The 21,068-nt window shown below is 62.5% G+C and carries 22 protein-coding genes; 9 read left to right on the plus strand and 13 right to left on the minus strand.

Annotated elements, in window-relative coordinates; all coding sequences use genetic code 11:
• The first annotated feature begins 10 nt into the window (after positions 1 to 10).
• Positions 11 to 862, plus strand: coding sequence for a cytochrome c1 (locus CHB75_RS09050; RefSeq protein WP_089270208.1), 852 nt, complete (start codon positions 11 to 13; stop codon positions 860 to 862).
• A 176-nt stretch (positions 863 to 1,038) separates the two neighbouring features.
• Positions 1,039 to 2,259: an MFS transporter gene (locus CHB75_RS09055; RefSeq protein WP_089270209.1), complete on the plus strand. Its 1,221-nt coding sequence runs from the start codon at positions 1,039 to 1,041 to the stop codon at positions 2,257 to 2,259.
• A gap of 79 nt (positions 2,260 to 2,338) precedes the next feature.
• Here the strand turns inward: CHB75_RS09055 and CHB75_RS09060 are convergent, their stop codons facing one another.
• From CHB75_RS09060 to CHB75_RS09070, 3 genes are read right to left on the minus strand one after another with little or no spacing between them, the layout of a single operon-like run.
• A complete protein-coding gene (locus CHB75_RS09060) occupies positions 2,339 to 3,034 on the minus strand; it encodes a thiamine ABC transporter ATP-binding protein (RefSeq protein WP_089270210.1) in 696 nt (231 codons plus the stop codon).
• A complete protein-coding gene (locus CHB75_RS09065; RefSeq protein WP_089270211.1) occupies positions 3,021 to 4,535 on the minus strand; it encodes a thiamine/thiamine pyrophosphate ABC transporter permease ThiP in 1,515 nt (504 codons plus the stop codon). Before CHB75_RS09065 ends, CHB75_RS09060 begins: the two co-directional genes overlap by 14 nt.
• Positions 4,511 to 5,491: a thiamine ABC transporter substrate-binding protein gene (locus tag CHB75_RS09070; protein WP_089270212.1), complete on the minus strand. Its 981-nt coding sequence runs from the start codon at positions 5,489 to 5,491 to the stop codon at positions 4,511 to 4,513. Before CHB75_RS09070 ends, CHB75_RS09065 begins: the two co-directional genes overlap by 25 nt.
• A 299-nt stretch (positions 5,492 to 5,790) precedes the next feature.
• Here CHB75_RS09070 and CHB75_RS09075 point away from each other — a divergent pair, with 299 nt between their 5' ends.
• Positions 5,791 to 6,240 (plus strand): GNAT family N-acetyltransferase, encoded by a 450-nt coding sequence (locus tag CHB75_RS09075; RefSeq protein WP_089270213.1) that lies wholly within the window; start codon positions 5,791 to 5,793, stop codon positions 6,238 to 6,240.
• A 67-nt stretch (positions 6,241 to 6,307) separates the two neighbouring features.
• Positions 6,308 to 7,408, plus strand: coding sequence for a chorismate synthase (gene aroC, locus CHB75_RS09080; RefSeq protein WP_089270214.1), 1,101 nt, complete (start codon positions 6,308 to 6,310; stop codon positions 7,406 to 7,408).
• A gap of 78 nt (positions 7,409 to 7,486) precedes the next feature.
• Here the strand turns inward: aroC and CHB75_RS09085 are convergent, their stop codons facing one another.
• The gene (locus tag CHB75_RS09085; RefSeq protein WP_089270215.1) at positions 7,487 to 8,356 is read right to left on the minus strand and encodes a DMT family transporter; all 870 of its coding nucleotides are present in this window, start codon (positions 8,354 to 8,356) and stop codon (positions 7,487 to 7,489) included.
• A 61-nt stretch (positions 8,357 to 8,417) separates the two neighbouring features.
• Positions 8,418 to 8,945, minus strand: coding sequence for a cytochrome B (locus CHB75_RS09090; protein ID WP_176439096.1), 528 nt, complete (start codon positions 8,943 to 8,945; stop codon positions 8,418 to 8,420).
• Between the two features lie 128 nt (positions 8,946 to 9,073).
• Here CHB75_RS09090 and CHB75_RS09095 point away from each other — a divergent pair, with 128 nt between their 5' ends.
• A complete protein-coding gene (locus tag CHB75_RS09095; protein ID WP_089270216.1) occupies positions 9,074 to 9,361 on the plus strand; it encodes a pentapeptide repeat-containing protein in 288 nt (95 codons plus the stop codon).
• Between the two features lie 127 nt (positions 9,362 to 9,488).
• Here the strand turns inward: CHB75_RS09095 and CHB75_RS09100 are convergent, their stop codons facing one another.
• From CHB75_RS09100 to CHB75_RS09110, 3 genes are all read right to left on the minus strand, one after another.
• The gene (locus CHB75_RS09100) at positions 9,489 to 10,604 is read right to left on the minus strand and encodes a site-specific DNA-methyltransferase (RefSeq protein WP_281253189.1); all 1,116 of its coding nucleotides are present in this window, start codon (positions 10,602 to 10,604) and stop codon (positions 9,489 to 9,491) included.
• A gap of 103 nt (positions 10,605 to 10,707) precedes the next feature.
• Positions 10,708 to 11,328: a ribonuclease HII gene (locus CHB75_RS09105; protein ID WP_089270251.1), complete on the minus strand. Its 621-nt coding sequence runs from the start codon at positions 11,326 to 11,328 to the stop codon at positions 10,708 to 10,710.
• A gap of 266 nt (positions 11,329 to 11,594) precedes the next feature.
• A complete protein-coding gene (locus CHB75_RS09110; protein ID WP_089270217.1) occupies positions 11,595 to 12,119 on the minus strand; it encodes a hypothetical protein in 525 nt (174 codons plus the stop codon).
• A gap of 195 nt (positions 12,120 to 12,314) precedes the next feature.
• Here CHB75_RS09110 and CHB75_RS09115 point away from each other — a divergent pair, with 195 nt between their 5' ends.
• Positions 12,315 to 12,605 (plus strand): hypothetical protein, encoded by a 291-nt coding sequence (locus tag CHB75_RS09115; protein WP_089270218.1) that lies wholly within the window; start codon positions 12,315 to 12,317, stop codon positions 12,603 to 12,605.
• Positions 12,577 to 13,281 (plus strand): hypothetical protein, encoded by a 705-nt coding sequence (locus tag CHB75_RS09120; RefSeq protein WP_089270219.1) that lies wholly within the window; start codon positions 12,577 to 12,579, stop codon positions 13,279 to 13,281. The genes CHB75_RS09115 and CHB75_RS09120 overlap by 29 nt, the downstream gene beginning before the upstream one ends.
• A 197-nt stretch (positions 13,282 to 13,478) precedes the next feature.
• On the opposite strand, the gene CHB75_RS09125 is transcribed toward CHB75_RS09120, so the two are convergent.
• The 4 genes from CHB75_RS09125 to CHB75_RS09140 form a co-directional block, all read right to left on the minus strand.
• Positions 13,479 to 13,727 carry a hypothetical protein gene (locus CHB75_RS09125; RefSeq protein ID WP_089270220.1) on the minus strand — a complete coding sequence of 83 codons (249 nt, stop codon included), beginning with the start codon at positions 13,725 to 13,727 and terminating at the stop codon, positions 13,479 to 13,481.
• Positions 13,728 to 13,968: 241 nt separating this feature from the next.
• On the minus strand, positions 13,969 to 15,063 hold the full coding sequence (locus CHB75_RS09130; protein ID WP_089270221.1) for an AAA family ATPase: 1,095 nt from the start codon (positions 15,061 to 15,063) through the stop codon (positions 13,969 to 13,971).
• A gap of 373 nt (positions 15,064 to 15,436) precedes the next feature.
• Complete coding sequence (locus CHB75_RS09135) at positions 15,437 to 16,477, minus strand: tyrosine-type recombinase/integrase (protein WP_141135095.1); 1,041 nt, start codon at positions 16,475 to 16,477, stop codon at positions 15,437 to 15,439.
• 216 nt (positions 16,478 to 16,693) lie between these two features.
• The gene (locus CHB75_RS09140; RefSeq protein WP_141135096.1) at positions 16,694 to 18,055 is read right to left on the minus strand and encodes a hypothetical protein; all 1,362 of its coding nucleotides are present in this window, start codon (positions 18,053 to 18,055) and stop codon (positions 16,694 to 16,696) included.
• A 284-nt stretch (positions 18,056 to 18,339) separates the two neighbouring features.
• Between CHB75_RS09140 and CHB75_RS09145 the strand changes: the two genes are divergently transcribed.
• Both CHB75_RS09145 and CHB75_RS09150 read left to right on the plus strand, forming a co-directional pair.
• On the plus strand, positions 18,340 to 18,930 hold the full coding sequence (locus CHB75_RS09145; protein ID WP_281253191.1) for a fused MFS/spermidine synthase: 591 nt from the start codon (positions 18,340 to 18,342) through the stop codon (positions 18,928 to 18,930).
• A 129-nt stretch (positions 18,931 to 19,059) separates the two neighbouring features.
• On the plus strand, positions 19,060 to 19,257 hold the full coding sequence (locus CHB75_RS09150; protein WP_089270225.1) for a hypothetical protein: 198 nt from the start codon (positions 19,060 to 19,062) through the stop codon (positions 19,255 to 19,257).
• Between the two features lie 328 nt (positions 19,258 to 19,585).
• On the opposite strand, the gene CHB75_RS09160 is transcribed toward CHB75_RS09150, so the two are convergent.
• On the minus strand, positions 19,586 to 21,068 hold a 1,483-nt coding region (locus tag CHB75_RS09160; protein WP_141135097.1), incomplete at its 5' end, for a tetratricopeptide repeat protein.

The following is a 21,068-nucleotide window of genomic DNA, read 5'->3' on the forward strand; positions in this document are numbered from 1 at the left end:
CCCTGAACCCATGTTCAAGAAACTTGCCCTGACCGCCGCAATGGCATTGGCGCTGACGACTGCGGGTGCCAATGCCGCAGAGGTCGAAAGCCACGTCGAAGACTTCGCCTTCTCCTTTGAGGGCCCCTTCGGCAGCTACGACCAGCACCAGCTGCAGCGCGGCCTGCAGGTCTATACCGAGGTCTGCTCGGCCTGCCACGGTCTGCGTTACGTACCACTGCGCGACCTGTCGTCGGAATCCGGCCCCGGCCTGCCCGAAGATCAGGTTCGTGCCTACGCCGCACAGAACTTCGAGGTGTTCGACGCCGAACTGGATGATTTCCGCCCGGCGACCCCGGCGGACCACTTCCCGGCAAATACCGGCGTCGGCGCGCCGGACCTGTCGCTGATGGCGAAATCCCGTGCGGGCTTCCACGGCCCCTACGGTACCGGCATCAACCAGCTGCTTAAGGGCATCGGCGGCCCGGAATACATCGCCTCCTTGCTGAACGGCTATGAAGAAGCGCCGTCTTGCGCGCCCGAGGATTTCGACGGCCACTACAACACGGTTTTTGCGGCGGGCGGCTATCCCGACTCCTGCAAGGATGAAGACGGTCACCACATGTACCCCGGCAGCTGGATCGCCATGGGTCAGCCGCTCTACGGAGATGACGTGGAATATGCAGATGGTCACGAATCCGACGTCCACCACGAAGCAATGGATGTCTCGGCCTTCCTGATGTGGGCAGCTGAACCCAAGATGATGGCACGCAAGCAGGCCGGTTTTGTCGGTGTGCTGTTCCTGACGCTGCTGTCGGTTCTGCTGTACCTCACCAACAAACGCATCTGGGCACCGATCAAAGGCAAGAAGAAACACGCCTGATCCGGCAACCACTTCGCAAGATCTCAAAGCCCCGCCTCCGGCGGGGCTTTTTGCTGTCTGGCCCACTTGGGTCCACAAATACCCGCAGTGTCGCTTTGCGACATTTGCGTCGCGCCCCGTCCAGATCACCGCCGCGCAAACGCTTAGATGGATCGGGCAACCCAAAGGCCTACCCCATGCTAGAACGCCGCATCCCCGAGTGGCTGCGCCACGCGCCCGCCCCCTCGATCCGAGGGTTCGCCACGCTTGCCGCCTGCGAAGCCGCCGCCCGCGGTATGCTCATCTCGGTCTTCCCGGTGGCGCTCTACAACGCGCTGCAGGACGCCGCCCTCGTCTCGCGGATCTACTTCCTGATCGGGCTTGCCTCGCTCTGCACCGGCCTGCTGGTGCCCTGGATCAATCGGCATATGCCGCGTCGCTGGATCTACGGCCTTGGCGCGTCCCTGTTCACCATCGGCACCGCCTGCGCGCTGACCGGCAGCGCGGCGGGCGTAATCGCGGCGCTGGCCTGCACCACGCTATCGACCGTGATCACCTTCGTCTGCTTCAACGCCTACGTGCTCGATTATATCGACAAGATCGAACTCGGCGCCTGCGAAACCCAGCGCCTGTTCTATTCCGCCCTTGGCTGGACCATTGGCCCGGTGGCGGGCGTCACGCTGATGACGCTCTGGCCCCCGGCGCCGTTCCTGATTTCGGGCGCTGCGTCCATCGCCATGCTGATCACCTTCCTGATCATGCGCCTTGGCAATGGCAAACTGCTCACCCGGGCGCGCCGCGCCGCACCCAACCCGCTGACCTATCTGGGCCGCTTCTTCGCGCAGCCCCGGCTTGTTGCAGGCTGGCTGTTTGCGGTGATCCGCTCCTGCGGCTGGTGGGCCTATGTGATCTATCTGCCGATCTATGCCCTGCACGCCGGTCTGCCTGATACGGTCGGCGGCACGATGCTGTCGCTCACCAATGCGACGCTGTTCCTGACACCGCTGATGCTGCGGCTGATGCGCAGGCTGTCCATCCGCGGCACCGTGCGGCTTGGATTTGCCGGTGCCACACTGGCCTTTACCGCAGCGGCGATCCTGTCACCCTGGCCGATCGCCGCCACAAGCGCGCTGTACGCCGGTTCGGTCTGTCTGATCCTGCTGGATGTCAGCGCCGGCCTGCCCTTTCTCATGGCCGTGAAACCCTCCGAGCGGACCGAGATGTCGGCCGTCTACTCCAGCTACCGTGACGTGTCGGGGATTTTCACGCCGGGGGCGGCCTGGCTCGTGCTGCTGGTTGCGCCGGTCTGGGGCATCTTCGCCGCCACGGCTGGCGCGCTTGGCCTTGCCTGGGGCATCGCCGCATCCCTGCACCCACGCCTTGGCACACAGCGGATCAGACTCACTCCGGCGGAATAGGCGACGTCGCTACGGCAAGAATGCGCCTCGCTCAGATCAGAGGACCCGCCCGACGGCAACGTCGGGCCGCGCCGTAGCCCTACCCCAGATAAGCCCGCAACGCTTCGGGCGGATCGGCGAACAGCGCCTCCGTCTCGACCGGCGCTGCCGCGACCCCATCGGCCACCAGAACCACCCTTTGCGCAAAGCGCCGCGCATCTTCGGGGTCATGGGTCACCAGAACGACCAAAGCGCCGACCGCCCCGGCGACCTCGGCCACCAGATCCAGCATCCCGGCCTTCAGCGCCGGACCCAGCGCTGCAAAAGGTTCGTCCAGAAGCATCACGGGCCGATCCTGCACCAGCACCCGTGCCAGTGCCGCCCGGCTCTGCTGTCCGCCAGACAGCGCACCGGGCCGCCGCGCGCCCAGACCTTCCAGCCCGACCCTGCTCAGCGCCTCGGCCACCCGCGCATCCTCGGCGGGTGACAACCGCCCGCCGCCGGGCCGCAGGGCCAGCCCCAGATTCCGCTCAACGCTCAGATGCGGAAACAGGTTGTTGTCCTGAAACAGCATCCCCACGGGCCGCCGCCCCGGCACAACAGCTGTCAGGTCCTGACCACCCCACAGCACGCGCCCCGCCTCAGGCACCCGGAACCCGGCGATCACGTCCAGCAGCGTCGACTTGCCTGCCCCGGACGGCCCGATCACCGCAATCCTTTCGCCCGGGCGCAATTCGAAATCCGCCGACAGGGTGAAATCACCCTCGATCACCTGCACGCCCTCAAGCCTTAGCATCCACGCGCCCCCCGCGATCAAACAGCCAGAACAGCCCCAGACTAAGCGCCAGCAACAACAGTGCCGCCCCCGAGGCTGCCTCCATCCGGTAGGCCCCCATCAATTGATAAACCTTGAGCGGCAGCGTCGCATGGTCAGGGTCCGCGAACAGCGCGATCACGCCCAGATCGCCCATCGACAGCGCTGCCGTCAGCCCCCCGGCAAAGCCCAGTGGTCGGCGCAGCCGGGGCACCAGCACCCAGCGCAGCCAGGCCCAGCCCGACAGCCCCAGCGCAGCCCCAAGCCGCGCATAATCCGTACGCACCGCCTCTGCCTCGGGCCGCAGAATTCGCAGCGCAAAGGGCAGGGAGATCAGCGCATTGACCACCCCCGTCACCACCAGCGCATAATCCAGCGGGTTCACAAAGGGGCGCAGGATCAGGAACAGCCCCGTCCCCAGAACCAGCGGCGACACGGCAATCCCCGCAAGGCCCACCAACTCTCCGCGCCGCGTGGCCAGCGGCAGCGCCCACAGCAGGCACAGAAAGGTCGACCCCAGCGCCACCAGCACCGAATGCCCCGCCGCCTGCCAGACGGACGGCCCCAGCAGGAACAACCCCGGCACACCGCGCAGCACCACCATCGCCAGCGGCGTCAGCAGGAACGCCGCAACCATCGCGATCCAGATCACATCCAGCCCCCGCGCCAGCCCGCCGCCATCCCAGCGCATCACCACCCGGTCGCGCCCCACGCCGAACCCGGCAACGGACGACACGCGCAGCGCGAACACCCCCGCCGCCAGCGCAAGCGCCAGTTGGATCACGGCAAGCATGGATGCGCGCGCGAGGTCAAAGTCGAACCGCATCGCCTGATAAATCGCCAGCTCCACCGTCGTCGCCCGTGGCCCGCCGCCCAACGTCAGGGCAATGGCAAAGGACGAAAGACAAATCACAAAGATCACCGCAAAAGCCCCCGGCGCGATGCGCAGCAGCATCGGCGCCTCCAGCACCCGGAACACCTGCCCCCCGGGCAGGCCAAGCGTGGCGGCAAGCCGGAAACGCTCGGCCGGGATCGCCAGCCAGCCTTGCAGGATCATCCGCACCGCCAGCGGCAGGTTGAAAAACACATGCGCGATGATCACCCCGTGCATCCCATAGATCGTGACTTCGGGCAGACCGGCCCAACGCAGCGCGGCATTCACCAGCCCCGATTGGCCAAACACCGCGAGTAATCCCAGCACCGCAACGATCACCGGCAGGATGAACGGCGCGCCCAGCAGGGCCACCAACAAACCCCGCCCAACAAACTGCCGCCGCGCCAGCGCCCGCGCCACCGGCACCGCGAACAGCACCGACAGCGCCGCCGACAGCACCGCCTGCACCAGCGTGAACCGGATCGCGAGCCAATCGCCGGGGGCCAGCGCAGACCACGCCGCCCCCCGCCAGATTACTGCCGCCACGGGGCCAAGCGTCAGCCCCGCGACCAGCAGTCCCGCGATTACTGTGACAGTGCGGCGCGCCATGCTTCGATCGCCTTGTCCCGCAGATCGGCGGCCTCATCCTCGGAATAGAACAGCACCTTTTCCGGCAGATCGAGTTCCTTGAACCCTTCGGGCCATTCGTCCTGCGGCAGCGCCGCCGGAAAGGACCAGTTGCCGGTCGCGATCATGGTCTGGAACTCATGGCTGAGGATGAAACCCATGAACTGATCCGCCAGTTCTGGCTGATCCGTCCCCGCCACCTTGGCCGCCAATTCGACCATGAAATAATGCCCCTCAGGGAAGATCGCCGCCTTCTTGGTCCGGTCCTCCTCGGCAATGATGTGGTACGCGGGCGAGCTGGTGTAGGACAGCACCATGTCGGCCTCACCATCGGTGAACAACCCGTAGGATTCCGACCAGCCCTTGGTCACCGTCAGGATCTTTGGCGCCAGCTTCTCCCAGGCCGCCTGCGCCCCGTCGCCATAAACCGCCTGCACCCACAGAACCAGCGCAAGGCCAGTGATCGACGTGCGCGGGTCCTGAATCACGATCTTCAGATCATCGGGCGCATCCAGCAGCGCATCGAACGACGCAGGTGCCTCGGCCATCCGCTCGGTGTTGTAGATGAACGCGGTGTGACCATAGTTGAAGGGCAGGAAAATCTCATCCGTCCATTCGATCGGCAATGTCAGCGCATCCAGCGGCTGCCCATGCGGCGCAAACAGCCCGCTTTCGCGCGCCTTTTTCGTCACATCGGTGTTCAGACCAAATACGATATCCGCCTCGGTCCGCGAGCCCTCAAGCAGGATCCGGGGCAGCAGATCGCCCGGCTTGAACTGCAGATCGCAGGCACACTGCGCCTCGAACATCTCTTCGATCCTGGGGCCGGGGCCCCATTCCGACGTGATGTAATCGCCTGCATAGACGGTAAGAACAGGGGTTTGCGCCAGCGCGGAACTGGCCGTCATCAAAGCCGCTGCAACTGTAAGTGCCTTCATGGCATCCTCCAAAATTGCGACGGATGGGCAAAGTTGGAGCGTGCGTTCCAGACCTTCCCTCCGCCGGTGTTAACCGGTTCAGGTTCAACGGGTTCGCTTGCGCATCTCAGCTAGCGTGTTGGTCGCCTCATCCGGGCGGGAAACCGGTTCCCACTTTCCCTGATGAGGCACACGAAAGCACCCCGAGGTGGGCGCCACACTAACCAAAGCCCCCCCAAGCGCAAGCAGTATGCCTCTTGCCCCCCGATAAATCCCACAATAGCGTCAGTGACGAAATTTGATCAAATTATGGAAACCCGATGCCAGACCTACATATCGTCTCGATGGCGGACGCGCCGCGCGTCGCCGAAGCGGTCGCCGCACTGCTTCAGGAACTTGATCCAACCGGCCACCGCACCGCCACGACCCTTTTTCCAGTCGTAACCGAAACGCTTTCCCTGCAAAGCGTGACCGGCATCCTCGCCACCGATGAAAAGGGCACCGCAGGCCTTGTGATGCTGAACGACTGTGCCGCGATCTACGCGGGTGGCCGGTTCGGCGAAATCACCGAACTCTGGATCCGCCCGGACCTCCGCTCGCAGGGGCTGGCGTCACGGATGCTCCACAAGGTGCGAGAAATCGGCGCGACACGCGGCTGGCACCGGATCGAAGTCGGCGCGCCAAACCGCGCAACCTGGGCCCGCACGCTGGCCTTTTACCAGCGCGAAGGCTTTGCCGAGGTCGGACCGCGCCTGCGCTGCCTGCTCTGATCCCCGCAACGCTTGAGCCTGCCGCGCCGCTTCGCTATGCCCTCTGCAACAGACGGAGTTTCCTGACATGAGCCTCAATACCTTCGGCCACCTCTTCCGCGTCACCACCTGGGGCGAAAGCCACGGGCCTGCGCTTGGCGCAACCGTCGATGGCGTGCCGCCCGGCGTCGCGATTGACGAAGAGATGATTCAGGTCTGGCTCGACAAGCGTAAACCCGGCACCAGCAAATACACCACACAGCGCAAGGAACCCGATCAGGTCCGCATCCTGTCCGGCGTGTTTGAGGGCCAGACCACCGGGACCCCCGTCCAGCTGATGATCGAAAACACCGATCAGAGATCCAAGGACTATGGCGACATCGCCGAGAAATTCCGCCCCGGCCATGCCGATATCACCTATTGGCAGAAATACGGCATCCGCGATTATCGCGGCGGCGGGCGGTCGTCTGCCCGTGAAACCGCCGCGCGCGTGGCGGCCGGCGGGCTTGCCCGTGCCGCGCTGAACACCCTTGCACCGGGGATCGAAATTCAGGGCTACATGACCCAGATGGGGCCGCACGCCATCACCGGCGAACGCGACATGTCCCAGATCGACCAGAACCCGTTCTGGGTGCCCTCGGCTGAAACCGCAGACACCTGGGCCAACTACCTTGAATCCCTGCGTAAATCCGGCAATTCCGTCGGCGCGATCATCGAGGTCGTGGCCCGCAATGTTCCCCCCGGCCTTGGCGCGCCGGTCTATGGCAAGCTCGACACCGACCTTGCCGCCGCGATGATGTCGATCAACGCCGTCAAAGGCGTGGAAATCGGGGAAGGCATGGCCGCGGCGATGCTGACAGGCGAAGACAACGCGGATGAGATTTTCATGGGCAACGATGGCAAACCGGTGTTCAGCTCGAACCACGCGGGCGGCATCCTTGGCGGCATCTCGACCGGGCAGGATGTTGTCGTGCGCTTCGCCGTCAAACCCACCTCGTCGATCCTGAAACCGCGCCAGACCATCACCAAATCCGGTGAATCCGCCGAAATCATCACCAAGGGCCGCCACGACCCCTGCGTCGGCATCCGCGCGGTACCAGTGGGCGAGGCGATGATGGCCAGCGTGATCCTTGACCACCTGCTGCTGCACCGTGGCCAGATCGGTGCAAACCGCGGCAAGATCGGCTAAAACCTTCCCGTATCATCGGACCCAAAAGAAACTTGGAAACAACGCAGGCCGAGGGGCAGCGCGCCCCCCGGCGACGCCTCAGATAACCCGCTGCTTTGACAGTTGCACCGCAAGAATCCCCAGCGCGATCACCACGACCCCGACCACATCCCAGATCCCCAGCGCCTCGCCCAGCAGGGCCGCCGCGATGGCGACGCCGAAAAACGGGTTGAGGAAATGGAAGGTCGCCGCCTTGACCGCGCCGATCCGTTCGACCAGCAGGAACCAGACCAGCGTCGCCACAACCCCCGGCACCAGCGTCGTGTACCAGAAGGCCCAGAATAACGTCCAGGACCACTGCACGTCAAAACTCTCAAACGCCACCGCCGGCCCGATCAACGCCGCAGACCCCACCAGCATCTGCAATCCCACCACCATCATCACATTGCCTTTGGAGGTGGTCCCGCGCAGCGTCAGCGTCGCCGTGGCCAGCGCAACGCCACCCAGAATGCACAGGGACAGGCCATAGAGGTCCACACCGCCGCTGATCCGCGCGCCCATGATCAGGACAACGCCCAGCACCCCAACACACAGGCCCACGATCCCCAGCGGCCCCAGCCGGTCGCGGAACAGCACCCAGCCCGCCAGCGCCACCATCAGCGGCATAGTCGATGCGATGATCGCCGCCAGTGACGCCTGCACCGTCTGCATCGCGACAAAATTCAGACCAAGGTAAAGCGCGTTCTGGCAAATGCCAAAGATCACCACGGACCGCCACTGCTTGCCGCTCAGGTGCCAGCTTTGCCCCATCGCCTTGGCGATCAGCACCGCAATAATCCCCGAAAACAGAAACCGCAGCGCCAGTGCATAAAGCGGCGGCGCTGCCACCACGATGATCCGCGCCGAGGTAAAGGCCGAGGACCACATCGCCGCAAAGGCCAGCCCCATGAGTATCGCGCGCAGGTCCATCGTGTCTCCCGGTTTGCCTGCGCGCACATGACCCGCTCCGGGGGAAAGGGTCAAGCGCGGCTCAGAGAAACCGATGTAACTTGCGCGGTGCCATGATGTGCAATGCCTTGTCCCGCAAAGCAAAGTGGCGCCAGACATGAAAGCCAACATGCAGCCCGACGATCATGATCAGCAGATCCAACTCGATTGCATACACCTGCGCCACCAACCGGTCCGAGCTTGGCATGCCCAGCGATGTCGCACCTGCCTCGAACCCATTCGTCCAAAGCTGTGCAACTAGGCTCAGACCTAACATGAACCCGGTGCCAGCCACCGCGAACAGCCCCCAGATCAGCGCTCTGTGCAATGTACGATGCAACACCCTGCCCCAGTCTGGCAGTTTCGGCCCCGGAGGCCCGGCAAACCCGCGCCGCAGATAATCCGCAGTCCAGCCAAGCGCGAGGGTGACAACGACGAAGCCCAGCACGAAATGCAGCTTCACAGCCCAGCTCCCGACCCGCGCCACGTCCGAGGGGCGCACCAGCAGAAACCACACCAGCAGTGGCACGATGCTCCAGTGAACCCATTTCAGTGCCTGTCGCCGTGTCATGCTGCCTCTATTCGGTCCTTCCCCATAGCCAACGCACACCCCTTCCGAAAGTTTCAGCTGAAAGTTTCAGCAACCGCAATTTCCGTCTCCATGCTATGCTTTTACGGTTTTCAGCCAGCGAGCGTCCCATGAATGACATCCCCTCAAACCGCCCCGACCTTCAGGACAGCAGATTTTCCCGCGCCGACATGGCCCGCAGCCGTTTTACCGACATCAACCTGTCCGAAGCCGTCTTTGATGACGTCAATCTTTCGCGGATCACCATCACCGACGCGAGCCTGGAAGACGCCCGAATTTCGGACGCCTCGCTGCGCAACTTGGCGATCAGCGATGTGGACATGACCGGCATGACCATCGACGGCCTGCTGGTCACCGACCTTCTGGCCGCGCATGCGAAGCTGACTTCACAAAGCTAAGCCTTCGCGTCAAAAGACAAAAAACCCCGCCTGCGAACAGGCGGGGCCAGTCAGCACCTCAGCACAAGGCGAGGCGCGGCGGTGTTCGGGTTGTGTTTTGAAACTTCGGAACTGCGGCCTCTCAGGCTCAGTTCGGGCGCTCTTCCATCTCGGCGCGGATCTGCTGGCGCAACACGTCGATCGGAACCACCTTTCCGTCACGCTTGAAATGCCAGTAGGTCCAGCCATTGCAGGACGGCGCATTTTCAAGATGCGCGCCAACCTGATGGATCGATCCCTTGACGTCATTGCCAATCAGCGTGCCATCGGCCCGCACCTTGGCCTTGTGCCGGTTCCCGATCGAGAAAAGCTCTTCTCCCGGACGCAGCATCCCGCGCTCGACCAACTGGCCGAACGGCACACGCGGCTCGCTCCGCTTGGCGCGGGTAACTTCCAGCGCGGCCTTGTCGAACTTGCGCACATCGGCGATGCGGCGCGTCGCAACCTCGCGATAGGCGGCCTCGCGTTCGATCCCGATCCAGTCTCGTCCCAGCATCTTGGCCACGGCGCCCGTGGTCCCGGTGCCAAAGAACGGATCCAGCACAACGTCGCCGGGATTGGTCGACCCGACCAGCACCCGGTGCAGCAGCCCCTCGGGCTTTTGCGTCGGGTGTGCCTTGTCGCCGTTGGCATCCTTCAGACGCTCACCGCCATTGCAGATCGGCAGCACCCAGTCGCTGCGCATCTGGATGCCTTCGTTCAGCGACTTCAGCGCCTCGTAGTTGAAGGTGTATTTGCCGCCCTCGCCCTTGGATGCCCAGATCATCGTCTCATGCGCATTGGTGAACCGCTTGCCGCGAAAATTCGGCATCGGGTTCGCCTTGCGCCAGACCACATCGTTCAGGATCCAGTAGCCTTCGTCCTGCAACGCAGACCCGACGCGGAAAATGTTGTGATAGGATCCGATCACCCAGATCGCGCCATTCGGCTTCAGCAGACGACGCGCCGCCTTGAGCCAGGCCTTGGTGAACTTGTCATAGACTGCAAAGCTCGAAAACTGGTCCCAGTGATCGTCCACCGCATCGACAAGCGAATTGTCCGGCCGGTGCAGATCACCCTTCAATTGCAGGTTATAGGGCGGGTCGGCAAAGATCAGATCCACCGATGCCTCCGGCAGACTGTTCATCACTTCGATGCAGTCACCATCCAGAATGGTGTTCAGTGGTAGCACGGGTGCCTTGGTGATCTTGGTCATTTTCGTCATGTCTCTGCCTCTATACCCGGCGCATTGTTGCGCTCATTTGGTTGGGTAAAGGATGATTCATTGGCGAATCGGCGTCAATTTGTTTTTTGAATCAGTGGGTTAACTATTCCCCTTGATACAAGATATTGTGGACCGGCTTGAACGAACGTCTATGATGAGGGGTCACCCCCATATCTCGGAGCGCATCTCTGTGCTTTTTCGACGGATATCCCATGTTCGTTTCCCATCCATAGCCCGGATAGTGTTGCGCCAAATCCCACATCAGCCGGTCGCGTGCTGTTTTTGCCACGATCGACGCTGCCGCAATCGAAACCGACCGCCCGTCGCCCCCGATCACCGCCGTCGCAGGCAGCGTCAGGCCCCGGGGAATAAGATTGCCATCGACAAGCACATGATCCGGCTGGGCACCCAGCGCGGCAATCGCCCGTTCCATCGCAAGGTGACTGGCCCGCAGGATGTTTATCTCGTCGATCTCCTCGACGCTCGCCTCGCCCATCCCGACCTCTGCCATCTCAAGGATCTGCGCACAGAGCGCCTCGCGCCGCCGGGCTGTCAGTTTCTTTGAATCGTTCAGCCCCTCGGGAATACGGGCCGGGTCCAGCCAGACCGCACAAGCCAGCACCGGGCCAGCCAGCGGCCCGCGCCCCACCTCGTCCACACCAACGACACGCAGCGCGCCGCCAGCGCGCAATTCTTCTTCAAAGCTGTAATCAGGTCCAATCATCCCCTCTTGAAACCGCAGGCGGCACAACTTGCAAGCGCCGCCCTGCCCGGCATCGCGCAGAAACGAATATTTCCGGTCTCCCCCGCCCACATTCGGCAGGACCACACTCGCAAAAGGCCCCCGCTTCACCTGCCCATGAATCTCCCGGCGGAGTCGCCGGAAAGGCAGCGCGCCCAAACCCCATAGGCAAAAAAGACGCGCGGGCCTTTTGCAGGTCCCGCGCGCCTCCGGTGCGACCTTCGCGCACCTCTGCTCGACCCTGAAACTCAGCGGCGGGCGATCTCGTATCCGCTGCGACGCAGGCAGCTTGGCTCATATACCGACACATTGCCTTGGCGGGTGCGCGCCGTGGTACGGCAGTAGTCCGGCAGGCTGCGGCTCTGGTCATAGCGTTGCTGCAGGCAGCGCGCCTCGAACACCTGCGCACCGCCCCGTGGACTGATCAGGCAGCTTGACGGCAGCGGCGCGCGACCGCGTCCGAAATCCTGACGGCCATGCTTTCCGAACCGACCACGGTTTTCGTAACGGTTGCGGTCATTGTAAAAGTCGCGGTCGACATACCCATATTCATGACGCGGCTCCGGTTCGACTTGGCGGGCCTTCTTTTTCTTCTTTTTGTCGTCATCGTGGTCCTTCGCATTCTTGATCGCCGCACCAACGATCAGCAGGGTCGTTCCTATGCCCAGCGCGCGCAGCAGCGCTTCATTGGTCTCGGCGCGGGCGGGTGCGGCAGTCAGCCCTGTCAGGGCGACAGCGGCGGCCAGGACGGTGATGATGAATTTGCGGGACATGGGGATCTCCTGTCTGATACTTGTCCGCCTCGCGACGGCTTTATGGTCACGCACCGATCATTGGTCCGCGTCGATGCACCAACCCTGTCCCGCCCCTGCAAAGTCAGGCAATAACGCCCCCTTGTTATCGAATATCAGCGTGCAGAACCCCCGTGGTTATTGAATATCCACCAGTTTCCCGTCAGCGTGGCCCACATGAAAACCCTTGCCCTCCTCCTTGCCCTTTTGGTCCCGGTGCTTGTCACTGCCGGACCCGCGCAGGCGGCCTGCTATGCCGATTACAAGGCCAAGCAGGACGGCCCCCTGCGCCTGCACTATGGTGTCGCGGAAATTCGCGGCGCCTGCACGGTCCAGGCCGCAAAGGCCGATCTGGCCCCCCGTCTTGACAGTCAGGGCTGGACCCTGCTCAGCGTGGTTTCGGTCTTTGACGAGACCGGGTTGAACAAAAGGAAAGCCAGTGCCGGACAATACTTCCTCCGCTTCTGAGGCGCGCCGCACCGGCACCCGCATCGTCTCCCTTGGGATTGGCACCATCGTCGCGCTGCTGCTGGCGGCGGGCATCGTGCTGCTGCTGACCCTTCCGGACGCCGACGCTTTCAACACCCGTGTCGAACGGCTGTTCGTGGAAAACAACGATCTCACCGCTCAGGCCGAAATCAAGCTGCTCGAAATCCTCGCGCAAAGCGGCACCGCCTTTGCCGAAACGCTGGCAAGCTACCGCATGGTGATCTTCGTGCTGCTGGTCTTTGCCACGGCGCTGATGGTTGCCGCACTGGTCTTTCTGGTGATGCTGGTCACGATGAACCGCCGCATGGCCCAGATCGAACGCTCGGGCATTCAGGTCAGTTCGCTGATCATCAACCGCGAAGAAAACACCGTCTATCTCAACACCATGGGGTTCAAGCTGACGGAGGCGATGATGGAAACCATATCCGTTCTGGCCGAGGCGCGGATGGACGACGAAATGCTGACCGGCGCCCAGATCGAGGCGGTGATTTCCGGCCGCCCCGAACCCGATTGCGACGAATCCGCCGGCGCAACCCGGATCAAACGCCTGCGCGACGGTCTGGGCAATCAGCTAGTGACCGAACTTCTGGTCAAGAACATCACGCGCAAGGGCTATATGCTCGCCATCGACAAGGGCGTGATCGAAGTCATGTGAGGCCGACAGGATAAGCCTCAGCACCCCGACATCCACGCGATCCATGGCGGCGTGGACACAAAAACTGCCAACGACAGCCAATGTCTGCGCAAAGTTTTTTTTGATCTTTTTCATCGTCGCGCGTCTGGCTTCGCGCACGAAAAAGCCCACCTCAAAGAGGCGGGCCATGAAGTCTTGGTCATCGGATACGACCGGTATCAGTCGTCGAGGGCTTTCATGAACGGATCATCTTTTCGGTACAGCGTCCTGTAATCACTATGGCTGAACGGCGTAGCCACCCGGGAAACCATGGTCTTGCCCACCCACCAGTCCGTGAAGTGATCCCGGATCAGGGTGTCCGCGCCGGCGTCTTGGGATGCCGCGACCGCGCCCTTCGTGACCACAATCAACAGACCCCACCGCGAAGCCGCAGCCGCGACCAGCCGGTTGAAGAAATCCTGAGTCATCAGGTCAGCGTCAACGTCGACACCGGCCCGAAGGGCATGCCCGTGCCGTTGTGCGGTGTGTACCGGAGGTATACTTTCTTTGCTTTCTAACCACTTTCCCCCAGATATTGTAATGTCGGCTGGGAACGGTCTGACAGCTGGGCTTTTGAAATATTTCGAAGCACTGAAAGATGGCCATGAAGCGCCAAGCGGGAGGGCTTCCAGCCATGAACACCATGGCGCAGCTTGTGCTCAGCTGGCATCATTGTAGCAGCTGCCGGTGCGTTTGAAGTTCGACGTGATCCAACATTCGACTGACCGTCCGCAAGCTCGGCGTGCGACCTGCAGCTATCGCCCGCTGGATTGCGTCCGACGTGGCGTCGATGGCTACTCGTGGCAGGCCCCGTCCAGTGCCCTGCGCCTCGACAAAGATCCGCAGCTGCGATCCTGTAAGATCCGGCAGATCGAGCACGATGCAGCGACTGATCAGAGGCGCGGGCAACCCCCACCGGCTGTTGGCAGTCATCACCCAGTTCACCCAGGACATGCCGCAACGGATTTGATAGTAAGGACATTCCCAGGTTTCGGCTGTCATACGCTCCAGAAGCGGTAGCAAGGCATCGGTCAGCGTATGACGCGATCCCTGGTTCGACTGGACATCTCCGGATTTCTCCACCTCGTCGATGATCACGATGGGCCCGGCATGCCGCTCGCGCAGGGCGGTCTGCATCAGCTTGCCGGGGCTCGCACTACCCCAGCCACGTTGCGCGCCGCCCAGGGAGAAGGCCGCCGACTCACCCGTGGCATCGATGGAGGTGGTGGGCACCTCGAGATGATGCGCAAGGCGGCGCGCCCAGTAGCTCTTGCCGATCCCAGGGGATCCGACCAGCACAAGTGGATCGAAACGTAGGCCGAGCAGCCCTCTACGGGCGGAAGCTCTCAGGCCATGCCAGACGACTTCCGTTGCCGGGGCCATCCAGGGCATCTCTGCGTGCAGCGCGGCCGCGATCTCGTCCGCCTCATGTTCGGTCACGATCCGGGCAACCGGCAGACCACCGCGCAAAGGCGTCAATAACGCCTCGTCGCGCTGAGGCAGATGCTGAGTACCTGTCGAGTTGTGCAGGCGCTCAAGATACCGCATGGCCCTACGCTTGATCCTGATGGTATCGACGTCGGTGATTAGATCATATCTGCTCTGCGCTCTTCCCGCGGTCATCCTGTCAGGTTCACGCTGGTTCAGCTCCATTCGGATCTCGCGGAGCTTCTGCGTGAGCCGTTCGGTCAGATCAGACAGGCGCGGGATGTTGTCGATGAATTTGATTGTGCTGAACGGGATCGTGGAGGTCGCACGAGTCATGGCGGAGTCCTTTCAAGGCGCCGGACCAACGCCGCGGCGGTGCTCTCGGGCCGGCCAGGCCTGAAAGACGAGGGATGAAAGGTTCCGGAACCTTGGTGCCACTCAGTGAAAGGAAATCGATCTGCCTGTCAAATCGGCGCAAAAGAGGCCGGTACAGGCAAAGTCTTCGACCGGCTGAAACAAACCTCAAATGCCTGAAATAAAAAGATAAAACTCGATTCTTCTGGCATCTTGGGCATTGCCTTGCGCAGGCTATTGCTTGCTTTTGCGCAGACATTGGCTTTCTTTGGCAGAATGTCTGACTGGTGATCCCGGCAGGATTCGAACCTGCAACCTGCCCCTTAGGAGCGAGATGGTGTTTTTACTTATACGTTTAAAAACAAGGCTTTGAGGTTCTTATATTGTCATCATTTTGTGTCATTTTGCGGTATTTTGTTCCGTTTCGTTCCGGGCGCTTGCCAAGCTGAGCAATCTTTGCCAACGCGTCCTCTTGGAAGTCCGGGTGCAAATGGAGGTAGTTCGCTTTGATGGTCTCGTATGTCGTGCTAAAATACTCAGCCGCAAGCATGGGGTCACCGCCGCCTGAAATGTAGAGAGTGATCGCAGTGTGTTTCAGCCCGTGCGGAGTGATCCGCTCAATCCCCAAGCGCTTGCATGCTCCATCGAGCGCTTGGCCTATATCGCCAACTGGATGGCCCGGCCTTCTCGGATGCTCGACAAGATAAACCTGACCAGGAAAGAGGCGATTCCATCGTTTGAGCGCCGACATAATCTTGTCAGGGACCCTATGTGGCTCGCGCCTCTTTTTGGTAATCTGCTCACGCGAACCACGCCGATACCAAATTTCATTTTGCATATCGACCCATGGGTTATCTTCACGCTTTTTCCTCGTCGTCTTCGCTACGGTTGCAAATCGAGATCCAGTGTAGAGCAGCAGAAGAAACAACCTCGCTGCATGCTTCGTCCTACCGGGAGATCGGTGCTTGGTTCCATCCCGGGCCGTACTTGGCGCGCCTCGCCACAGTTCCCGCAAGATTTTCGCTGCTTCATCTCGCGTCAGTGACCTGTCTTTCGGAGGTGTTTCGTTTGGGAGCACAACGGTTGGCATTGAGCCGAGCAGAATGCCGTCGGCCTGGGCGAACTTTACTGCAGCTCTAAGTGTCGTCAGGTCGCGACGCGCCGTCGACTGTGAAATAATTGCCTTCGACATGGATGTGGCGCGTGTTTTTAGGTGTTGCTTTCGCAAACCTCCGTTCATCCGCCACTTAGTGTATTCTGCACATGAGATACGATTGATTTGCGCTGCCGTCTTACCCGTCCAAAACGGCGACAGCGCCTCTATAGCATCGGCCAGGAGCTGCGGTTTCGCTACGGAGTCTGCCTTGGCCTCAGCGTAGCGATAGACCAGATCCATGACTGGCGTCGAATCCGTTGGGCGCGGCGCGGCTGATCCGAGCCTCTCGAGGATCAGTTCATCTGCAAGCGCTTGGTTCGCAGCTTCGAGATCAGCTTGGCCTCGTAGCCCGAGACGGCGGCGGGTGCCATCGGATTTGAAGATGCGCCAGTCGCCTGATTTGGGGTCCATGAGGACGCGGGTCGGCTTCCTTGGTCTGGGCATTTCAGATACTCGTCAATCATGTCTCGGTGAATACGGTATGCCTTGCGCGCAGGTGTTTGGACAGGCGGGCAGCGTGCCGGCTTTGCGGCGCCGAAAATAGGTGGCGCGCGAAAATCCGTACGCCCTCCAGGGCGCAGATCTTTCCAGGGAGTTTTCCTCGTACTCCGCGCGCGGTTTTGCCCCGGCAACCCGGCGCTTTGCGCATTGCGCGGCAAGCTTGCGACGGCGGCGCTCCACATCGGAAATCGCCTGCTCCAGGTTGAGCGCTTGCGCCATCTGATCGGTTACGCCCAGCATGTCGGCGATTGTGGAGCCGCGATAGTAATATCGACGTTCCTGTCCCGGGCGGTTTTGCCGAACGGCATGGCGGGCGACAGACAGGACCTCGCGCTGCGACAGGCCGGGCGTCGATTGCCGGGCGAGATCAAGCAGTTCGGCCTCCAGATCAACGTCGGGACGACTATGCGCCAGGGCCGTCGCGCAGAGGTGCAGCCAGTTGTTGCGCATACCGACGGGGATTGAGCCATAATAATGGTCGCGGATTTTTTGCAGGTCCTGGAAGATCAAACCGAAACGTTGCCGCGCAGAGAGACCTTGCGGCATTGCCTGGCCAGACGCGTTGCGACGCGGCTGCTTGTTCTTTTTCCTGGACAGAAGCTCTTTTCGCGTTGGTCTCCCGACGGCACCAAAGATCTGATCAGCGAGGGGACTAAAGGCAACCCTAAGGCCCGTCCCGCCGATGACGCGGACCTCTCGCCCTGATTTTTCGTTTAATGTTCCAGGCAGGCGAAACACGCGCACGGCGTCCCGACAAGCAGCGTCAGCTCCAAAAGGCCGACCAAACTCGATGAGCGCATCCATAGCCGCTTGCCACCGCGGCAGAGCTTTTGCTGGCATCTCATCGATGAGCCAGATCAGGGCGAGTCCGCGCCCTGTGCTGATGCAGATTGACGGCAAGACAATGCCTTGCATTTGCAGCCTGGCGGAAATGGCGTCGCGCACGTCCTCTGCGGATTGACCTCGCCAGCTTGAGTGTGTGTGAAAGTCGAGATCGAGGTAAAGCGCATTGAGAGCGGCCAGCTTGTCGCCACGGCGTCGTCCCCAAAACCTGTTGAGCGTCACATAGCTTGAGCAGTCGAGCCAGCTGGGGAGATGCAGGCAAAATTCTTCGGCGCTGCCGACTCTCGTCGCGGTTGGGTCGGTGGATTCCGGGCAGCCATCTCCTGAGCCCCCAGGGCAGAGGTCTTTTACAAAGAGGTTCGGCAATCCACGCGCGTCGGCGGGGTGCAGCAGCCTCAGGAATGCTTCGGGAGCCAAACCGGCAAGCTGGCAAGGAGTGATCGTATCTGATCGGACATGTCTCATCTCGAGCAATTGCGCTCGTCGAGATGCAGTCCAAAATTTTCAGGGAAAAATACTTCAGGCTGGAAGAGGTCGCTTCCGCCGTCAATCGGCCTCGGTCAATAGAAACTGCAATGTACATGGCGGGCGAACCTTTGCAACGCCAAGGCGAACGACCGCGAAGCGCAGATAGCACCCTTTGTAAACTCAGCCTTATGACTTGATCCGGCGACGTTTCATGCTGCGATGCCGCGCGGAGAAGCGGATGGGGTGGATGGCTCCTGCTCCCACCGGCGTCGGAATGCGCCATCACCGGGCTGACGGCGCTGGTGTTCTTCCTGCCTTCCTTCTTTGCCGGGGTGCCTGCACCGGTACTTGCGCAGATCGCTGTCACGACCGCGCACAGAACCGGCCCCGCGCTTGGCGCGATGTTCGCCTCTGGCGCCATAGGCGCAATCGCGGGCACGTTGCTCGCTGGCTTTGTGTTCATCTCCTGGCTCGGATCGTCCGCGACACTGGGTGTGGTCACGGGTGTGTACGTCGCTACGGGGTTCCTTTTCCTCTGGCTGGGGCGCGCACGGGGGCGAGCTATCGCCATGGCCACAGGACTTGTGGCGATGGTCCTTGCCGGGCTGGCGTTGACCGCACCAAAGACCTGCGACCGCGAAAGCCGCTATTTCTGTCTGCGCATGGAGGATGTTTCAGCCGATCCAGCCCGGCCCGTACACCTGATGGTGATCGATCACCTCGCGCATGGCATCAGCGCGCGCCGCACCCGGATTTCACGAGTTATCAGAGTTGCGCAAAGATCAGAGCAAGACCGTATGTTGTCGTTCCGGATTTGGCCCCGCAGGGCTTGCCCTGCCTTGGGGATCCTTGGCGTTCTGGTTGTCGCACAGCGACCCTGAAAAAAGCCATGCGAGAGGTTTGTTCCGAGTCTTACCGGACGCACCGATATCCTTGTCACGATGGAGGGGCCGTGTATTTCCACACGGCCGTTCTCAGCGACTGACTGAAACAACAATCTGAGGAAAACCATGCTCGATCATATCTCTGACCAAACCGCCCGCGCCTGTCTTGAAGCCCTGGTGCAGCTTCGCCGCGAAAATGACAACGCTGCCATCCTGTCCTTCGTCGCCGGGCTCGAAGACGCTGTAGACGGTCCAATGGCAGACATGATGCTTGGGATGCTCGCGCAGCTTGGCAAAGCGGCCGGTTCAGGCTCTCAGGGCTGATCTCCGTCATCATGCTCCCCGTGGCCTCGATCTTTGAGAGGGCCACGGCCGACATTTGCATGAGGTCCGGCGCAGAACAGTCAACGAGAGAGAACTAAGTGCACCACATCTCGAGCGTTGCGACCGTATTCAGAGCGTGGGTGCGCGTTTTCTCCAAGCCAATTCGTTGGCAGAGCGCCCTATGACGCGAAATGTTCGGCGTGAACGACCGTTGCGCTGGCTCGGTCTGCAACGCCGAGTGCCGGTGGATTGCGAATGTCAGGTCCAGACATTGGAAAGTTTCATCTTGAGCGACATCTGCGTGTGATGATTTCACTGTCCGGGGCTGTCATGGTTCAACTCCTGTCCTGCTCTGGTTCGCTGGCGCCACGCCCGCCTCGGCGAGAAGCGGGGCGAGACGACCCATGTCCGGCGCTTCGCCGAGGGCGGCGCAGGCGGCGGCGTAATCTTTCAGGATTTGCCCGAAGAGCCCACCATGCGCATCCGGATGCCGGGCCGTGAAGGGCGCCAGCAGGGCTGCGGCCTCAAGGCACGCCTCCCGGCAGCGGGCATGGTCGCCAAGATCGCGGTGCATGTCCGACAGAACGCTGATGGACATGGCCAGGTTGGGCGTGAAGGCCTCCGGCCGCGCGGCCACGAGGTCGCGGTAGAGCACCACCGCCTCTTCAGCGGCCCCCAGCGCCTCCTCCCGGCGCCCGAGGTTCGAGAGGAAGCTCGCGAGGTTGTTCAGCGATCCGGCCAGGTCCGGCGTGAAGGCCTGCGGCAGCGCGGCGGCGAGGTCGCGGTAGAGCGCCACGGCTTCTTCGGCGGCACCCAGCGCGTCCTCCCGGCGCCCGAGAGCCGAGAGACGGTTCGCGAGGGTGTTCAGCGACATGGCCAGGTCCGGCGTGAAGGCCTCCGGCCGCGCGGCCACGAGGTCGCGGTAGAGCACCACGGCCTCTTCTGCGGCCTCCAGCGCCTCCTCCCGGCGGCCAAGACCCGAGAGGACGCTCGCGAGATTGTTCAGCGATCCGGCCAGGTCCGGCGTGAAGGCCTCCGGCCGCGCGGCGGCGAGGTCGCGGTAGAGCGCCACGGCCTCTTCGGCGGCACCCAGCGCGTCCTCCCGGCGCCCGAGAGCCGAGAGACGGTTCGCGAGGGTGTTCAGCGATCTGGCCAGGTCCGGCGTGAAGGCCTCCGGCCGCGCGGCGGCGAGGTCTCGGTAGAGCGCCACGGCCTCTTCTGCGGCCTCCAGCGCCTCCTCCCGGCGGCCGAGGCCCGAGAGGAAGGCCGCGAGGTTGTTCAGCGACGTGGCCAGATCCGGCGTGAAGGCCTCCGGCCGCGCGGCGGCGAGGTCGCGGTAGAGCGCCACGGCCTCCTCGGCGGCACCCAGCGCCTCCTCCCGGCGGCCGAGCGCCGAGAGGAAGCTCGCGAGGTTGTTCAGCGATCCGGCCAGGTTGGGCGTGAAGGCCTCCGGCCGCGCGGCGGCGAGGTCACGGTAAAGCGCCACGGCCTCTTCTGCGGCCTCCAGCGCGGCCTCCCGGCGGCCAAGGTCCGAGAGATGGCCCGCGAGGTTGTTCAGCAGCGCGCCGCGCGATTCCGCGTCGGTGATCTGCGGGCGCAGCAGTTCCAGCACCCGGACCAGGAACCCGGCCGAAAACGTCGTCGCCTGGACCATGGTCAGCGCCTGAAACGTCAGCGCGCGCTCCGGTGCCGCGTCCAGCATCGCCAGCAGCATCGCCTCGAAGGCTGCCGCAGAGCCATCCCCCAGCGCATGCAGGTCATAGCCCATCCGGCTGATCGTGTCGCCATAGCCAGCCCCCCCCGCCCGCGCT

Origin of the sequence: Puniceibacterium sediminis, assembly GCF_900188035.1 — a bacterium.
GTDB classification, from domain to species: domain Bacteria; phylum Pseudomonadota; class Alphaproteobacteria; order Rhodobacterales; family Rhodobacteraceae; genus Puniceibacterium; species Puniceibacterium sediminis.

Bases quoted from the DNA above. Each gene is read 5' to 3' on its own strand.
- CHB75_RS09050 (WP_089270208.1), top strand. From the start codon at position 11: ATGTTCAAGAAACTTGCCCTGACCGCCGCAATGGCATTGGCGCTGACG.
- CHB75_RS09055 (WP_089270209.1), top strand. From the start codon at position 1,039: ATGCTAGAACGCCGCATCCCCGAGTGGCTGCGCCACGCGCCCGCCCCC.
- CHB75_RS09060 (WP_089270210.1), bottom strand. From the start codon at position 3,034: ATGCTAAGGCTTGAGGGCGTGCAGGTGATCGAGGGTGATTTCACCCTG.
- CHB75_RS09065 (WP_089270211.1), bottom strand. From the start codon at position 4,535: ATGGCGCGCCGCACTGTCACAGTAATCGCGGGACTGCTGGTCGCGGGG.
- CHB75_RS09070 (WP_089270212.1), bottom strand. From the start codon at position 5,491: ATGAAGGCACTTACAGTTGCAGCGGCTTTGATGACGGCCAGTTCCGCG.
- CHB75_RS09075 (WP_089270213.1), top strand. From the start codon at position 5,791: ATGCCAGACCTACATATCGTCTCGATGGCGGACGCGCCGCGCGTCGCC.
- aroC (WP_089270214.1), top strand. From the start codon at position 6,308: ATGAGCCTCAATACCTTCGGCCACCTCTTCCGCGTCACCACCTGGGGC.
- CHB75_RS09085 (WP_089270215.1), bottom strand. From the start codon at position 8,356: ATGGACCTGCGCGCGATACTCATGGGGCTGGCCTTTGCGGCGATGTGG.
- CHB75_RS09090 (WP_176439096.1), bottom strand. From the start codon at position 8,945: ATGACACGGCGACAGGCACTGAAATGGGTTCACTGGAGCATCGTGCCA.
- CHB75_RS09095 (WP_089270216.1), top strand. From the start codon at position 9,074: ATGAATGACATCCCCTCAAACCGCCCCGACCTTCAGGACAGCAGATTT.
- CHB75_RS09100 (WP_281253189.1), bottom strand. From the start codon at position 10,604: ATGACGAAAATGACCAAGATCACCAAGGCACCCGTGCTACCACTGAAC.
- CHB75_RS09105 (WP_089270251.1), bottom strand. From the start codon at position 11,328: ATGATTGGACCTGATTACAGCTTTGAAGAAGAATTGCGCGCTGGCGGC.
- CHB75_RS09110 (WP_089270217.1), bottom strand. From the start codon at position 12,119: ATGTCCCGCAAATTCATCATCACCGTCCTGGCCGCCGCTGTCGCCCTG.
- CHB75_RS09115 (WP_089270218.1), top strand. From the start codon at position 12,315: ATGAAAACCCTTGCCCTCCTCCTTGCCCTTTTGGTCCCGGTGCTTGTC.
- CHB75_RS09125 (WP_089270220.1), bottom strand. From the start codon at position 13,727: ATGACTCAGGATTTCTTCAACCGGCTGGTCGCGGCTGCGGCTTCGCGG.
- CHB75_RS09130 (WP_089270221.1), bottom strand. From the start codon at position 15,063: ATGACTCGTGCGACCTCCACGATCCCGTTCAGCACAATCAAATTCATC.
- CHB75_RS09135 (WP_141135095.1), bottom strand. From the start codon at position 16,477: ATGGATCTGGTCTATCGCTACGCTGAGGCCAAGGCAGACTCCGTAGCG.
- CHB75_RS09150 (WP_089270225.1), top strand. From the start codon at position 19,060: ATGCTCGATCATATCTCTGACCAAACCGCCCGCGCCTGTCTTGAAGCC.